Source organism: Paenibacillus sp. GM1FR, from assembly GCF_002803315.1.
GTDB classification, from domain to species: domain Bacteria; phylum Bacillota; class Bacilli; order Paenibacillales; family Paenibacillaceae; genus Paenibacillus; species Paenibacillus amylolyticus.
The window spans coordinates 367,724-384,041 of record NZ_MKZL01000054.1; the positions used below are offsets into that span (position 1 = coordinate 367,724).

The window sequence follows — 16,318 nt, forward strand, 5'->3', positions numbered from 1 at the left end:
AAAAGCAGTAATTATTTCTCGGGAAAGCGCAGGAGCCGCCAAATTCTGCATCGCATTGTTTCAATCCCGTAGCTGTAGGGGATGAAAGTAAGAGGAGGTGCAGACATGAGGTGGATATTAGGACTGGTCTGGATCGCTTTTATTGCCTATGCATTGTTGTTGGCACCGGGGCAGTCACCTGGAAGTGATCCGATATTCAAAGAACTGATCACCCTGCAAAGCAAAGAACCTTGGTTACTTACGGTGTTTTCGTGGTTAGGTATTTTCCCGGCAGTTTATGCCTGTATGCTGTTAAGAACATCTGTGAAAGAACGAGGTGGCCGTGTACCGGCTTGGCCTTTTGTCATACTTTCTTTCGGACTGGGTGCTTTTGCCCTGCTTCCCTATTATGCATGGTCATCATCCGCAAATAGAGCTTCGGGTTACGGAAGCTTACATTTTGGTCGTCAGCGTGAGTCGGGAATTGGACGGGTAGCAACCCACAAGCTGACGCATGTAGTCCTTCTGCTGTTGACGCTGGGGACAGCTTTCTATGCCGTGACGCAAGGTCATCCGGATGTATATATGGAAGCATTCAAGCAATCTGCCTTTGTACATATCATGACAATTGATTTTGTACTGCTGACCTTACTTTCCATGATTGCGATATACAGGGATACTAAAGTGAGTCGACGTTCAGCAGCTTGGACCGCGGCAGGCATCATCCCTATTGTGGGTCCACTAATCTATCTGTTGACGCTCAGGAGAGACAGAGTTTGATCATCAATATTTGAAGAATTCCACAGGTAAAAGGAGCCGTTAAGCTGAATGCGAACAATTCATGTGCTTAATGGAAAAATATATACAATCCAAAGAAGGAGTGGTTATCGATGAAAAATCATTTTAACGCATATGTTGTCCGTAAAGAAGAACAGGGCGGAGTGAAAGCTGCTATAGAGCAACTGAAGAAGGAAGATCTGCCAAATGGAGATGTAACGGTACAGGTGCAGTACTCCAGTGTCAATTATAAAGACGGACTCGCTACCCTTGAGAAAGGCGGTGTCGTTCGTGAGTACCCGATGGTACCGGGAATTGATCTGGCAGGAACGGTAGAGGAGTCGGTCAGTGGACGTTTTGCACCAGGAGATCGGGTGATCAGTACAGGATTTGAACCTGGCGTATCCCATTACGGAGGGTACAGCGAGTATGCTCGTCTGCGCAGTGAATGGCTGGTGCCTCTGCCACCGGGTCTCAATGAGAAAGAAGCCATGGCAATTGGAACTGCAGGTTTTACGGCTGCACTTTCGGTAGATGCGCTGTTACAGGCTGGAGTGACACCGGAGATGGGCAAGATTCTGGTTACGGGTGCAACGGGTGGTGTTGGCAGTATGGCAGTTGCCATTCTGGCGAAACTTGGTTTTGAAGTAACAGCCAGCACAGGCAAGAAGGATCAGGAGGAGTCATTGCTCCGAAACTTGGGCGCCTCAGAGGTTATTACTCGTGAAGAAGCTGATGCTCCAGCTAAAGGAGCGATGGGGAAACAGCTATGGGCGGGAGTTGTTGATCCAACAGGAGGACCGGCTCTTGCGGAGCGATTGAAACAGATTCAATACGGAGGTGCGGTAGCGGTATCCGGGTTAACTGGAGGCACAGCTTTTGAATCCACGGTACTTCCGTTTATTTTGCGTGGCATCCAGCTTATTGGTATAGACTCTGTATATTGTCCGATGGAACGTCGGGAACGATTGTGGAAACTGCTCGGCGGAGAATGGAAACCAGAGCGCGCGCTGGAACTGGGAATCCGGGAGATCTCTCTAGATCAATTGCCTCTTACGCTGGAGACGATACTCCAAGGTGGTGCAGTAGGTCGTACGGTGGTCAATACAATATCAGATCTGCCATCCGCATAAGATTCTAAGTCCTTAGACATGCTAATTCTACCTGATTGGGTCACAGCACACGTGGCTGGAAAGGAAGGATTGGCATGTGGTTTGCTAGAAAAGGGCGAAGTCTGGTTGGAAGAACAATGAAGTCGGTACTTGTAAGTGGTGTGTTGATCACGAGTGTCTGGTCCCTGGCGGCTTGTTCGGCATCATCCATTGAGCAGGAGCGGAAGGTCTACACGCGCGAAGCGACGGATGAAGGAAATGTGCGGGCACAGAGTCAAGGACACGGATTAAACGGTGAATTGGTGAGTGAGATCAGTAAGAGTTTTGAAGCAAAAGGCATTCAACTGATGAATAACATGTCTGCCGATGACGGCCATGGTGGGGTCTCTTATATGTATTTGTTGAATGGAAGTGGCAGACACATCGTGAAAGTCCATATTTTCAGTGATGCTGCAACCCGGGCTGCCAGTATGAAACAAATGTATAGTGAGAATCGTGATGAGGCTGTCTTGGAGAATGCGCTTGGCCGAACAACGATTCGTAGCAAAGGGTACGTCTCACTCGTTTATACAGCTTCCGGTGGGGAAAAGGACAAGTATGAACAGGATGTGTTGCAGGTGTTCCAACATGTGCTGGGGCAATTAAGGTAGGAGAAGATGGGAGCACAGAAAACTTTCAATCCTTACCATACAGCTGAAAATAAACCCGAAAAACCCGTCTGATCTTTCAGACGGGTTTATATATTTCACGCATGACATGCCGCAGCTCGGGCAGAATGAGTTTTTCCATGGCCAATTTGACGGCTCCTTTGGAACCCGGCATGGAGAATACGGCTGTGCGTCCAATCGTTCCAGCGACGGCTCTGCTCAGGATGGCAGCGGAACCGATATCTTCGGTGTAACTGAGAAAACGGAAGATCTCACCAAAGCCCGGGAGTTCCTTGTCGAGTAGTGAGGATACTGCTTCATAAGTTGTATCTCGGGGTGAAATCCCTGTTCCGCCGCTAAGTAACACGGCTTCAATATCATCACGAACAGCTGCATCTTGCAGGATGCTTCGAATGTTCTCCGTCTCATCTGGTGTGATGATGTATTCAACAATCTGATAACCCGCTTCATTCAAAAGCTGGTGCATGAGCTGGCCACTGGTGTCAGTGTCTTTAGTTCGCGTGTCAGACACTGTAACAATCATGCACGATACCGTGGTTGGAGCTTCCTGGCGATGTTGTTCCACTGAATTAGTCATGAAACTTCCTCCTTCAATCAACATGTCCTCATAGCATAGACCATCCGTTAGAATCAGGCAATGTACTGGGGAAGAGTTGAACGTTATTGCACAACGAATGCGGGATGGTGTACACTCGCTAGATATAGATAGACTAGGTTACAAGAAGGACAATCAGAGAGGTGTATACGCATGAATGAAACGATTTTAAAAGAACAATCCATACCTGTATATATACTGTCAGGTTTTTTGGGGAGTGGCAAAACAACACTGCTTGTTCAGTTGATTGAACATTGGCAACAGCAGGGTTTGCGCCCCGCAGTGGTTATGAATGAGTTAGGCGAAGTTAATCTGGATGGTCAGATTGTGGATTCCACCGTTCCAATGACTGAGATGTTAGGTGGATGCATCTGTTGTACCGTACGTGGTGACTTGGGATTGCAACTTGCTGATCTCGTTCAAGAGGAATCACCGGATGTGATCATCATTGAAGCCACCGGTGCGGCGAATCCAATGGAGATTCTGGATGCGGTAACGGAGACCTCACTCTACATGCGACTGGAACTGAAAAGTCTCATTACTGTTGTGGATGCAGCACATCTGTCTGGTCTGTATCAGGAGCAGAAGGGGCAGACCTTCAAGCTAATGCAGGAGCAGATTCGTTGTGCGTCTGTGCTTCTCTTGAACAAAACGGATCGGGTGAGTGCACAGGAACTGCAGGATCTGGAGCAGCTTTTGGCAAAATGGAATGGCTTCGCCCCTGTAATTCCTACGGTGAAATGTGAGGTAGAGATGGATCTGTTGCTTCGCAGCGGGGCAGACGTGCATGTACGTGATTCAGCTTCTGAAGCAGACAAGCCAGCTCACCAAGAGCATCATGTGCATACGGAAGCCTGTGGTACACATGGCTACAATCATGGTCATGAACATACAGATCATACACTCCAAGGCGATGATACGAATACTGACGCATCCCATAGGCATGTCCATGCCCACAGTCACGAGCATTCCGCTCCTCATGCATCACACGAACATGTCATGGTGTATACGCATTATTTCAGTCATCCGGTGAACAGCGAAGCATTTGAACAATTTGTATCTGCTTTGCCACGGGACGTGTATCGAGCAAAAGGTATTTTATCGTTTAGTGACACGGCGAGCCGTTTCTGGTTCCAGTATGCCTACCGTGAATCGGATTACATGAAGATCACACCTCAGGGAGAGGTCCCTAATGTTGCTGTGTTTATAGGTGAACATTTTGACCAAACTGTCATTCGTGACCAATTACTGGAATTGGAAGCGATAAAGTAGGTTAGATGATTCAATATTCCTCCGAACTGGGTATTAAGATGCATAGCAAACTTTGCCTGGGGGGTAACTTTAAATGACACAACAACAATATCAACAATGTATCGATGCTTGCCTGGAGTGCATGAATGCATGCAACGTATGTTACATATCGAGTCTGAAAGAATATGATCTGGCGATGTTGCGTGATTGCATTCGTTTGAATCGGGAATGTGCGGAGATCTGCAGTTTTGCTGCACAAGCGATGACACGTGGAAGTGATTTCATTGCTGAAATATGCGAATTGTGTGTGAAAGCTTGTGAAGCTTGCGCCGCTGAGTGTGGCAAACACCACCATGATCACTGCCAAGCATGTGCAGAGGCTTGCCGCAGATGTGCAGAAGCTTGCCGGTTGATGGCAGCAGTAGCGTAAATATTATTTCACTGGAATATATAACCAAACCGATAATGACCGTTGTCCCCTAAGGGAAGGCAGTGAACACAAGCATCTGAGACGATGTGCCTATGTGTTGCCTTTCAGTAGGGGATTTTTAATGCAGGTTGCCAAGTCTGATCGTGGTATGTATAATGATGGCAATGAATTGAATTGAAGAATATCAATGATCGGGAGAGTAGCCAGATCCATACATGACAGCGAGCCGGGAGAGGTGGAAGCCGGTATGACATGACCTGAGTGAACCGCACCCGTGAGATGGTTATCCGAAAAGATGTACGTATCCCGATTGGGGATAGGCCATATCTGTCTGAGGGTAACCCGGCTTGCGACCGTTATACGCATCGAGCGGAACAGGTTCTATTGGTATGCATGTTGATGCATATTAAGAGTAAGCTGTTCACCTAGAGTGGTACCGCGGGAACTGTTAAGTCAGCTCTCGTCTCTTATTTAGAGACGAGAGCTTTTTTGTGTTTATTTCCAGCCAATAATGAATGGATAAGGAGTGTTTGGCATGTTGATGAAGCAGGCTGCGGCCGATATTGCCCCTTTAACGGGATTGAATGAAGAAGAGGTTCTAAGATTACTGGAAGTCCCACCACAGGCGGAGATGGGTGATGCAGCATTCCCTTGTTTTGCATTAGCGAAGTCATTAAAGAAAGCACCGGCAGTCATTGCGACCGAGCTCGCAACGGGATTGCAGGCATCTGGAATTGAAGCGACTCCCGCCGGGCCGTATGTAAATATCCGTTTTAATCGGGAGAAGCTCGCGCCGAATCTGCTGAAAGAACTGGGGAATGCGGCATTTGGTAAGCTTCAGCTTGGTCAAGGTTCACGTGTTGTGATTGATATGTCTTCCCCTAACATCGCAAAACCCTTCGGAATCGGACATTTGCGTTCTACTGTAATCGGTGCAGCACTGTATCGGTTGTATAACGAAGCGGGTTATACCTCTGTAAGTGTGAATCATCTGGGAGACTGGGGAACCCAGTTTGGCAAGCAGATCGCAGCGTACAAACGGTGGGGCAATGATGAAGCGTTGCAGGCAGACCCGATCCGTACGTCCCTGGAACTGTATGTGCGCTTCCACGATGAGGCGGAGAACGATCCTTCTCTGGAGATTGAGGCACGCGAGTGGTTCCGCAAGCTGGAGCAAGGGGATGATGAAGCACAGCGGTTATGGGCGTTCTTTGTGGAAGTGAGCATGAAGGAATTCAACCGGATGTATGAACGTCTGAATGTACAGTTCGACCATACGCTGGGAGAAAGCTTTTACAATGACAAGATGGGCGCAGTGGTTGAAGAACTGAAGGCAAAAGGTTTACTTGAAGAGAGTGATGGTGCACTCGTGGTACGTCTGGAAGATGAGAACATGCCCCCGTGCCTGATTATCAAAAAAGATGGAACAACAATCTATCCTACTCGGGATTTAGCTACGGCAGTCTATCGTCATGAGGTGATGAAGGCAGATCGGTTGTTATACGTGGTCGGAGGCGAGCAGAAGTTACATTTCCGGCAGGTATTTGAGGTCCTATCCCGGATGGGGCATGAATGGTCTGCGAAGTGTGAACATATCCCGTTTGGATTAATGCGTTTTGAGGGACGGAAAATGTCTACACGTCGCGGTAAAGTCGTCTTTTTGCAGGAAGTGTTGGACGAGGCAGTCGCTCGTGCTTTGCAGATTATTCAGGAGAAAAACCCGAATCTGGAGAACCCTCAGAAGGTGGCTGAGGCGGTCGGTGTAGGTGCCATTGTCTTCGGTGATCTGCGTAATAGTCGGTTAAACGATGTGGACTTCTCCTTGGAGGATGCGGTGAGTTTTGAAGGAGAGACCGGACCTTATGTGCAGTATACCCATGCCCGGATTCAAAGTGTGCTTGCCAAGGCAGAAGAGGCGATCCGCGTGGAAAATGAAAACACTCTGACTAACCCCAGCCTTGCGGATGGTGAGAATGACACAGGGGCCACTCCATCCAGTGTCGGAGATACCTCATGGGCATTGCTGAAACTGCTTGGTGATTATCCCGAGTATTTGGAAAAAGCGATTCATCGGAATGAGCCTTCGGTCATTGCCAAATATACTATAGATGTCGCTCAAGCATTCAACCGTTTCTATCACGCAGAACGGATTGCGGATGCGTCATCTGATGTAAGATCCTTCCGAGTGGCATTGGCCAAACGGACTGCCGAACGCCTCGCGTACAGTTTACATTTGCTAGGTGTGCAAGCTCCAGAGCGGATGTGATCCCAGGTGATATGGAGTAAACGTGGACTTTTCAAGAAAGCCAATCAAGATGTACCAGACTCATTAGGTAGAGGTATGTTGCTTCAACGAGTGAGCAAGCGATTAGGTAATGCTCAAGTACTTGATGAAATTAATCTGGAAGTGAAGCAGGGAGAATGTGCTGTACTTATTGGCAGAAACGGTTCTGGCAAAAGTACGTTGCTACGTATGTTGGCAGGTATTTTGTTACCCGATACAGGATCGATCCAGCGCACAATGAAGGGTTCTGATGGGTATGCAGTAGATGGCCTGCCACGTTTACCCTTTACTTCTGGAGAGTACTTGTGGGACATGGGACGGATTCGGGGCATTCGCCCCGAAATACTGCGTGGGCGGATTAGAGAACTTAGTGAACTTTTATATCTGGATACCGCGATCGATCAGAAGTTACCCTTATTATCCAAGGGCACATTGCAAAAAGTAAATTTGATTCAGGCCCTGTTACCTGGACCGGGTGGTCTTTTGTTGCTGTATGAACCTTTATCAGGCTTGGATATTCCAGCTCAAGAGGCAGTGGTATCCTTATTGGGACAATGGAAGGATGAAGGGACATCCATCGTTACAGCTTGTCATGAACCGTTGCTTATTGAACGTTTGGCAGACCAGGTGATTGTGTTGAAGAAAGGCAGCGTGCTCCGCTACTGGAGTCGTGAAGATATACTTCAAGCTGGCGAACCCGTTGTACGTATTCAAAGTCTGACGGAAGCTGGAGAGGATCTGGCTAACGATCTATCTATTGTACAACAACCGGGAGTGCTGTCTTTAGTTCGTAATACAAACTCGGAGAAATCCAATTCCTGGTTGTGGGATTGGAAAGTGGTTCAACAATCAACAGATGATGTCCTCAGGAGAATTTTGGCATCCGGAGGTTCGGTTGTGTCTGTACAACAGGAAGAAAGTCAATTACATATGGAAAGTCTGCTGGAAGGACAACATCCAGCTGTACATGCGAGTCGTAGAGGTGTCACAGAATCTGTGGACTCTTCGATGGATGATGCGGGGGGAGAAGCCGAATGATCTATCTGACCCGATATTTGTTAAGGCATCACATTCGCTCCCAGAAATATTTTGCACCGGTTATCTTTTATATCATCGCCATGCTGCTGATCTATTCCTACAAACCCAACCCTATTGCGGACAGTTACAGTGTTACGGCTATGCTGTTATTTTTAGCAGCTGCTTGGCTCGGAGTAATGGTGATGAATACCGAACCTGCAAAGCAGTATCAATTACTCGTCCATCATGCAGGAAGCAGGCGTAAGGTGGTAACAAGTCAACTCATCTGTGCCTGGATAATGCAATTCATGCTCACCGCAATCACTGTGCTGTATCCCGTGTTCGCGGGAATGTTCGAGAGACAACCCACAAGTGAGGAGTGGATGATGACTTGGTTAGGACATCTGGGATTATCACTGCTGGGATTGGGCATCAGTGTATTTTTTCAAAAATCGTACATTCCTTTGCTTAGTCGCAGTATGCCTGCTCTCATTATTGTATTATTACTATCGTTTATCCAAGGTTCTTTAAGTGAACGTTTGCCTGAATCGTTAGAATGGCTTGGCCGCATTCTTCCACCAGCCTTTTATCTGGTTCGTGAGATGATGTTATTTGATGAATCAAAGATGGATTCTTTTGTTTCGGTTACGCTATGGACTGTGCTCTATGCATTAGGGTTACTAATCATCCATGTGTGGCTGTCCGGAAGAAGAGATCTGCGGAGTTAGAAGACGCGCTTCCCGATAACTTGAATGTTGCTCTTGGTTTGGTTAGGATAGAGGGACATGGAATGGTTAACATTGTACGGTTGAAGGGGGCGCTCGCATATGCAAAATACAGATATCCAGAATGGTGACATGCTGGACAGCGAACACTCCAGGGAATTGTTTGCCTATTACGGATTGGCAGTGTACTACGGGCAGGCGCTTGAACAGCAGCTGGTCAATCTGATTTTATTAATGAAAATGTCTCAGGGCAAAGCCGTGTCTGAAGAGGATCTGGAAGATCTGTACGAACGAAAGATGAGCAGTTCACTGGGGCAGCTCATTCACGAAGTACGCCATCATTTTACATTCTCTGAGGAAGAGACTCGCCAGTTGAATGAGTTATGGCAGCAACGTAACCGTATCGTACATCATTATTTCAAGGAACGAATTCACGAGACATTCAGTCCGGAAGGACGATCACGCATGATTAAGGAATTGGAGGATTTCAAAGACCGTGCACAGGAGTTGGAGATCCGTCTTCAGCAATATACGGGTACCTGGATCGCAGAGCTTGGTCTGGATGCCGAATCCGCAGCAGCTCTGCAAACGCTGGAGCGTATGCATACCGAGAGTATGCAAGCAAGGGCTTTGGAAGAGGATGAATGACAAGCAAACAGATAACGAAACGCTGGATATTAAAGACGGTTCTGGCTGTAGTATTGGTTGGAATCCTGTGGACTGTGGTTACCACAATCCGTATATCTGCATATACGGATGAGGATTCATCCAGGATATCGGACGCAGCAATCATTCTGGGAGCAGCCGTGGCAGGGGATAACCCTTCACCTGTATTTCGCGAACGTATTGAACACGGGATTGAATTATACCGTCAGGGTACCGTTCGTAATCTGCTTTTCACAGGCGGGTCAGGTGATGATGGAGAACATACGGAAGCTGAAGTGGGTCAGAAGTATGCCATCGCACATGGAGTAGATCCTGCGGACATTCGCATCGAGACCAAATCCAGAATTACCGAGGAGAATCTGGTCAATTCAATTCCAATTGGTGAACAAGCCGGTTATCAAACCTATACAATTGTGAGTGATCCGCTGCATATGAAACGGGCCATGAAGCTGGCTGCCGGGCTGGGTATGGATGCCGTACCATCTCCGACACGAACAACGGCTTATCGAACCTGGCGCAGCAAGTTTCCTTTTCTCGCAAGGGAGACTGTGATGTACATGGGATATACGATCAAAGGATGGATAGACAATCCGCAGCAGCCGTGAGGTTGCGCGCGGATTGTTTTTTTGTCTGGACGAAATAAACAGTAACCGAACATGCCTTCAGATGAAAATACAAAAAAACCGATCTACACCGCAAACCCTGAGGTAGCTGTGTAGATCGGTTTTTGTTTTGCCGTCGAGTACATCATTTTGATTGGTTACTTAAAGAGCGTTCTGTTTTACTCTGTTATGCATTGCCTCCGGCAAAGGAGGTTGAGGTTGGAATGATCTCACCCGACGGATTTTCGCTGGTTGCACTCGCTGCTGCTTGCGCACCTTGTTGAAGCTGATACATCTTATAATAGCGGCCTTTAAGCTCCATCAGTTCATCATGTGCACCCTGCTCAACGATACGCCCGCGATGCAGAACCAGAATTTGATCTGCCGAACGAATGGTGGAGAGACGGTGAGCAATGATGAAGGTGGTACGTCCTTTTTTGAGGACTTCGAGTGCGTTCTGAATCAAAGCTTCTGTTTCCGTATCAATATTGGCTGTAGCTTCATCCAAAATGAGGATGGCCGGATCAAACGCCAGTGCCCGAGCAAAGGAGATCAACTGACGCTGTCCAGCAGACAATGTGCTTCCTTTTTCGATGACAGGTTCGTTAAAGCCTTGAGGCAAATGAGCCAGTATACGTTCAGCGCCTACATCACGTAGCGCCTGTTCAATTCGTTCACGGGAGATCTTCTCATCGCCGAGACTGACGTTGGAAGCAATGGTGCCTGTGAACAGATACGGGTCCTGCAATACAATCCCCATATGTTCGCGAATCCACTGTTTAGGTAGATCTTTGACGTTCTGACCATCAATCGTGATCTTGCCTTTTTGCGGATCATAGAACCGGAATAGCAGGTTGATGATTGAGCTTTTACCCGAACCGGTATGACCGACCAGAGCCACGGTCTGACCTTGGGATGCTTTAAACGAGATATTGTTGAGCACATAATCCTTTTTATAGGCAAAGGATACATCGTCGAAGACAACATTCCCTTTGTATCTTGGCATGGAGCCATCGGTTACGGCTTCTCCTTTTTCATCCATCAGCTCAAAGACACGTCCAGCGGATACGAGGGAGGAGTCCAGGTTGGCGAGTTGATTCACCATACCGGTGATTGGCTGGAACAAGCGACCCAGAACATCTACGAAGGCATACAGAACACCAAGGGAGATAATACTTGTGCCATCCAGCACACTGGAACCGAAGTACCACAGGACCACCGCAAATGCGATATTCCGTAATACGTTAACCAGGTTGTGTGAGGTGAAGGCATTCAGGTTCAGCATTTTGTTCTGGTGTTTCATATAGTCATCATTCAGATCTTCGAATTCCTGTTTGGTTTGTTTCTGATGGCGGAATACGCGGATAATGGACATCCCCTGAATGGACTCGTTAATGATTGCATTGATCTCACTCAGTCGGGATCGAATGATCGTGTTGTAGCGAGTAGCGAATTTGCGATAGAGCACAATCCATGTAATGAGCATCGGCACAACGAATAATGAGATTAGACCCAGGCGAACATCAAGCAGGAAGAGTGCAACATACACACCTGTAATCGTGATGATTCCTGAGAAAAAGTTCGAAAGAACAGCAACGAACAGATCTTTTACGGCTTCTGTATCGTTTGTGACCCGAGATACAACTTTACCTGCGGGCAGGTTATCAAAAAAGTGCACCGGCAGTCGCTGAATATGGGCATACACATCGTTACGCAGTCTTTGAATGACCTTGTTGGCCGAGGATTGCAGCCAGAAAGTTTTACCAAACTCCATAATGACCGAGATCACGAGGAAGATCATGTAATACACAATTAATTGATAGATGTTGGGCATCTCCGGTTTGTAAAAAGCAAACAGTTCACCAGCGGACAGGGGTGTTGCCGCATATTGGCCTGTTACCTCACCTGCGCGTGTAACCGTGAGGGTTCCATCCGTATATGTGCGGTCCCCGTCAGGTGCGCTTACCGGTTCGTTTACAAAATAAAAACTTCTGCCGGCTTGTAATACCCGCACTTCGGAACCTTTGTTTTCATCCGGTTCGAACAAGCCTTCGCGTTTGTAATTCTTACCGTTGTAGACTGCGGCTTCATCAGAAGCTGTTGTCTCATAGAAAGGCTGCTCAATCGCGAGCAAGTGATTATCGATCATGGATTTGGCGATGAACGGCCCGGCAAGCTCGGCCGCAACACCAATGGTAAGCATAATTAATGCAGCGATAAATGTTCCTTTGGCTTTCAAGGCGTAATCAAGCAGCCTTTTGCCTGTATTAGACTTCAATGAATTGACCTCCTACGTGGACAGATTGGACTCGACCTGTTGCCGTTCATACTGTTCACGGTACCAGCCGTTCATGGCTAACAATTCCTGGTGAGTGCCTTCTTCCGTAATTTTCCCGTGCTCCAGTACGATGATTCGGTCAGCATGTTCAATAGCAGACAGGCGATGAGTCGAGATCAGCGTGGTTTTGCCCGAGCGTTTGTTGCGTATATTTTCAATGATTTTGGCTTCAGTACGTGCATCGACAGCAGATAAGGCATCATCGAGGATCAGAATATCAGGATTAGCAATAAAGGCACGCGCCAGCGATACCCGCTGTTTCTGTCCACCGGACAGAGAGATTCCTTTTTCACCAACGAGTGTATCCAGTCCATCGGACAAAGTCCCCAGATCCCCGTCAAAAGCGGCGGTACGAATGGCTTCCATGATGACTTCATCACTGGCCCCAGGTTGACCAAATTGAATGTTTTGACGAACTGATTTGGAGAACAGAACTTGTTCCTGTGGTACGTACCCAATCCAGCTGTGCAAGTCATCTTTGGCGATATCCTGAATCGGATGACCCGAGATGCTTAATGTGCCCGAACCGGCAGGGTATTCATGAAGCAGTTGTTTGAGCAAAGTAGACTTACCGCTACCCGTACGACCCACAACACCCAATGTTTGACCCCGTCGTAGCGAAAAGCTGATATGACTGAGATTGTCGACAGTGGAACTTGGGTAACGGAATGTAACATCCTGCATCGCAATTTCTTCCGGATTCGTAACGTGAGCAGGTTGCTCCACATCTTGTACGGCAGGTTCTACTGATAAAGTCTCGTTGACCCGATCAAGCGAAGCGCTACCACGTTGCATCAGGTTAATTAATTCGCCGATGGCAAACATGGGCCAGATCATCATCCCCAGGTACATGTTAAACGATACGAGATCCCCCAGGGTAATTTCATTATGAAATACAAGATATATGCCGTAGGCAAGTGCAATCACATAACTGAGTCCAACGAAGAGGCGGATGGTGGGTTCAAATAGGGCATCCATTCTGGCAACAGCCAGATTTTTACGATACACATCTTCGGTCACGTCGGCGAACCGTTTCTCGTCCAGACGTTCCTGCACATAAGCACGCACGACACGAATCCCGGCGATGGATTCCAGCACCTGGTCGTTCATATCTCCGAATGCATCCTGTGCCAGGGTGTAACGTTGATGTACAGCTTTACCATAGATCATCATGGCAATGGCGATAAAAGGTAATGGCAGGATTGCCGCCAAGGTCAGTTTCCAACTAACCAGGAAACCCATGGCGAACAATACGGTGGCCAGAAAGGCTGTAGAGTCTGTTAAGGTCAGCATGCCGAAGCCTGCTGTAGTGGCAATGGAACGAAGATCATTGGTGGCCCGAGCCATCAGATCTCCTGTTCTGTTTTTCTCAAAAAAGGGAGGAGTCATCCGTAACAAGTGGTCCATAAAGCGTGAACGAAGCAGCCGCTCCACCAGGTTGGCACCACCAAACAGTTTGTGCATCCAAACGTATGTAACCAGATAGATAATGATGACCGTTCCTAGAATAAGCAAAATATAACGCGTAAGTGAGGTGCCGGTAATGGAACCGCGCACAATCTCGTCGATGGCATTACCAAGAAGACGAGGAGGCAGCAGTTCGGCAATGCCCACCAGAATAAGCAAAATGACACCGGTTAGGTATCGTTTGCGTTCCAGCCGGAAGAACCAGGCCAGGTTTTTAAGTACAGAGAACAAGTGTTATCCCTTCCTTTCGATGTCCGAGAAATGCAAATTCCGTTCATGAATGCCGAAATGTACCCACAAAAAAAGACATACCGCACGCAGGCGGTATGTCTTCATATAATCATACGGCAGCATGGCTCAGAGAACAGAGCCGTCACCATATATAAGTTCGATTGTGAGTATACATCACAGAGGTTCTAATGAAAGATCGCCTGTCATGCCGACTTATGAACGGAATAATGATTTCGGGTGTGCTCCGGTATTTAGTTGTGTGCTGAATTGACCTATCATATGTTTGTTAAACACCGTAATCACCCTTTCTTTTTTTGGAAATAAATACAATGTAGACCTCGTATGTTTGCATCTTAACACCGGCTTTTACAATCTGTCAAACATTTTTCACAACTTATTTTGTCTTTATGTGGTCACTCGGGTTTGTATTCAAGTCCCTGTCGAGATATGATGGAACATATATATACAGAAGGAGCTGACACCAAATGAGTACCATACATGTATCCGATCAAGCTGCTCGCTGGTACAAGGAAGAGCTGAATTTGAACGAGGGAGACAGCATTCGATTTTTTGCACGTTATAGCTCTGGCGGAGGTCTTCACCCTGGATTTTCGCTAGGTATTGCTGTAGAGAAACCAAGACATCCTGCGGATCAAACCGAAGTGTCGGGGATTCAATTCTTTATGGAAGATCACGATTATTGGTATCTGAAAGGGCACCAACTGCATGTGGACATCGTTGATGAAGGTCAGGATATCGAATATCGTTACACGGAAGTCTAAGCAATAGATGGATTACAGGTCGCCACCGGCTTCCGAGTAGGAGGAGGGGATAAGCAGTGAATCTGCCACCACGAGATTTGGCCCAGTATATCGCAAAACGCTCTCATATTGTTGTAAAAGCGGCGGTGCGGGCTGAGAACGAACAAGGTGAATTACTGCTGATTCAGCATGCTGAACATGGTCACTGGCGATTGCCAGCAGGTGAGATGCGCCCGGGTGAGGCTATTGAAGATGCTGCACATCGGGAGTTATGGGAAGAGACAGGTTGGACTGCTGATACCATGACACTGGAAGGTCTCTATTCGGGGCCTGACCTTCGGTATCTGCATTCAAGCGGAGATGAAGAGTATTATGTCATTGCCCTGTTTCGGACAGTGATCATTCAGGATGACCTTGTGGAGTCGCGTGTAAATAGTGATGCAGGTCTGAAGTTTTTTGCGCTGGAGTCGTTACCACCTCTGAATCAGATTAGCCGAATCCTGTTAGCGCGGGATATTGCAGAATAAAATAAGTGTTGACCGCAAAAAAATGACCTTGGCATGCACGATAAAGTGGATGCCAAGGTCATTTTTTAAAAAATCCGATTCTGGTGCTCAGAGCATGAATTACACCTGATCCAGTGGTTCATCATCCATCGCAAAATCAAAATCATCAATATCGAATACCTGTACAGGTGATTCAGACTCAATTATGCGTGCAATCAGTTCAACCTGATCGGTAAGAATCGGGATACTCAGGCGCTGAGATGTCAGTAGCAGTTCGGTCTCAATGGGATCGAAATATTCCCCGTACTGTGCCGTATCTATTGCATTGATAATGGCAATGGATACTTGGTCACCAAATAAAATGGAGGGGCTTTTGGCCCATGGAACAAGTAACGCACGCTCTATTTTTTTCTTATTCAGCGGTTCCTCGAAATAAGAAATCATTTCATTGATTTTGGATTTCACATGCTGATCATCTGCCGGGTTATCCATCATGGGATCAGGACTGGTCTGGAATTCATATAGCTCAAGGATGGTGGTATAAGGAACAATATATTCAACAGGCGCGGGCGGCGCTAGCAATTGACCGTAAATGGCCACCATCACGGCTTCTGTAATAAACTGACGTGACATGGTTCCTTAATCCTCCTGCGCCATTAATAGTTGCAAAGTGAATCTATACGTTTATGCAACAGCATAACCATAATAGTACGTGTTCAAATAGGACGGTTTTCAGTACCGAGAAGATGGGATGAAGCTAGAAATGGAGTAGCGGAGCGTAGGGAAAACTACGTGAGCAACCAAAATGTTTCCTAAGGAAACATACTTCGTAAGCCTCCCGCTTATTTCGGCTGAATTCCATCTTCGATGCTGAGGATGCCTTTAGGCATCCTTCGTAATCAAAAGCGG

General features: G+C 47.2%; 16 protein-coding genes and 1 other annotated feature. Of the genes, 12 read left to right on the top strand and 4 right to left on the bottom strand.

Going from position 1 to position 16,318, the window contains the following annotated elements:
- Positions 1–105: 105 nt before the first annotated feature.
- From PAEAM_RS25890 to PAEAM_RS25900, 3 genes are all read left to right on the top strand, one after another.
- Entirely contained in the window at positions 106–759 is a 654-nt protein-coding gene (locus PAEAM_RS25890; protein ID WP_100529418.1) for a hypothetical protein, read from the top strand.
- A 110-nt stretch (positions 760–869) separates the two neighbouring features.
- A complete protein-coding gene (locus PAEAM_RS25895) occupies positions 870–1,889 on the top strand; it encodes an oxidoreductase (protein WP_100529419.1) in 1,020 nt (339 codons plus the stop codon).
- Between the two features lie 74 nt (positions 1,890–1,963).
- Positions 1,964–2,518, top strand: coding sequence for a hypothetical protein (locus PAEAM_RS25900; protein ID WP_100529420.1), 555 nt, complete (start codon positions 1,964–1,966; stop codon positions 2,516–2,518).
- A 76-nt stretch (positions 2,519–2,594) separates the two neighbouring features.
- Here the strand turns inward: PAEAM_RS25900 and PAEAM_RS25905 are convergent, their stop codons facing one another.
- A complete protein-coding gene (locus PAEAM_RS25905; RefSeq protein WP_100529421.1) occupies positions 2,595–3,113 on the bottom strand; it encodes a MogA/MoaB family molybdenum cofactor biosynthesis protein in 519 nt (172 codons plus the stop codon).
- Positions 3,114–3,284: 171 nt separating this feature from the next.
- Between PAEAM_RS25905 and PAEAM_RS25910 the strand changes: the two genes are divergently transcribed.
- The 7 genes from PAEAM_RS25910 (at position 3,285) to PAEAM_RS25940 (ending at position 10,109) form a co-directional block, all read left to right on the top strand.
- A complete protein-coding gene (locus PAEAM_RS25910) occupies positions 3,285–4,403 on the top strand; it encodes a CobW family GTP-binding protein (protein ID WP_100529422.1) in 1,119 nt (372 codons plus the stop codon).
- Between the two features lie 73 nt (positions 4,404–4,476).
- Positions 4,477–4,812, top strand: a complete 336-nt coding sequence (locus PAEAM_RS25915) for a four-helix bundle copper-binding protein (RefSeq protein ID WP_036609230.1) — start codon at positions 4,477–4,479, stop codon at positions 4,810–4,812.
- A gap of 178 nt (positions 4,813–4,990) precedes the next feature.
- Positions 4,991–5,283, top strand: a binding site (T-box leader).
- Positions 5,284–5,347: 64 nt separating this feature from the next.
- Positions 5,348–7,078, top strand: a complete 1,731-nt coding sequence (gene argS, locus PAEAM_RS25920; protein ID WP_100529423.1) for an arginine--tRNA ligase — start codon at positions 5,348–5,350, stop codon at positions 7,076–7,078.
- Between the two features lie 6 nt (positions 7,079–7,084).
- The gene (locus PAEAM_RS25925) at positions 7,085–8,134 is read left to right on the top strand and encodes an ATP-binding cassette domain-containing protein (RefSeq protein WP_100529424.1); all 1,050 of its coding nucleotides are present in this window, start codon (positions 7,085–7,087) and stop codon (positions 8,132–8,134) included.
- On the top strand, positions 8,131–8,841 hold the full coding sequence (locus PAEAM_RS25930; protein WP_100529425.1) for a hypothetical protein: 711 nt from the start codon (positions 8,131–8,133) through the stop codon (positions 8,839–8,841). The genes PAEAM_RS25925 and PAEAM_RS25930 overlap by 4 nt, the downstream gene beginning before the upstream one ends.
- Positions 8,842–8,940: 99 nt before the next feature.
- Positions 8,941–9,486 (top strand): hypothetical protein, encoded by a 546-nt coding sequence (locus PAEAM_RS25935; protein WP_100529426.1) that lies wholly within the window; start codon positions 8,941–8,943, stop codon positions 9,484–9,486.
- On the top strand, positions 9,483–10,109 hold the full coding sequence (locus PAEAM_RS25940) for a YdcF family protein (RefSeq protein ID WP_100529427.1): 627 nt from the start codon (positions 9,483–9,485) through the stop codon (positions 10,107–10,109). The genes PAEAM_RS25935 and PAEAM_RS25940 overlap by 4 nt, the downstream gene beginning before the upstream one ends.
- 184 nt (positions 10,110–10,293) lie before the next feature.
- Here PAEAM_RS25940 and PAEAM_RS25945 read toward each other — a convergent pair whose 3' ends face one another.
- Positions 10,294–12,384, bottom strand: coding sequence for an ABC transporter ATP-binding protein (locus PAEAM_RS25945; protein WP_100529428.1), 2,091 nt, complete (start codon positions 12,382–12,384; stop codon positions 10,294–10,296).
- 12 nt (positions 12,385–12,396) lie between these two features.
- The gene (locus PAEAM_RS25950; RefSeq protein WP_036609220.1) at positions 12,397–14,142 is read right to left on the bottom strand and encodes an ABC transporter ATP-binding protein; all 1,746 of its coding nucleotides are present in this window, start codon (positions 14,140–14,142) and stop codon (positions 12,397–12,399) included.
- A gap of 485 nt (positions 14,143–14,627) precedes the next feature.
- Between PAEAM_RS25950 and PAEAM_RS25955 the strand changes: the two genes are divergently transcribed.
- Positions 14,628–14,924 (top strand): HesB/YadR/YfhF family protein, encoded by a 297-nt coding sequence (locus PAEAM_RS25955; protein ID WP_036609218.1) that lies wholly within the window; start codon positions 14,628–14,630, stop codon positions 14,922–14,924.
- Positions 14,925–14,980: 56 nt separating this feature from the next.
- Positions 14,981–15,430, top strand: a complete 450-nt coding sequence (locus PAEAM_RS25960; protein ID WP_036609216.1) for an NUDIX domain-containing protein — start codon at positions 14,981–14,983, stop codon at positions 15,428–15,430.
- Positions 15,431–15,529: 99 nt separating this feature from the next.
- Here the strand turns inward: PAEAM_RS25960 and PAEAM_RS25965 are convergent, their stop codons facing one another.
- Complete coding sequence (locus PAEAM_RS25965; protein WP_036609214.1) at positions 15,530–16,042, bottom strand: hypothetical protein; 513 nt, start codon at positions 16,040–16,042, stop codon at positions 15,530–15,532.
- Positions 16,043–16,318: the final 276 nt, after the last annotated feature.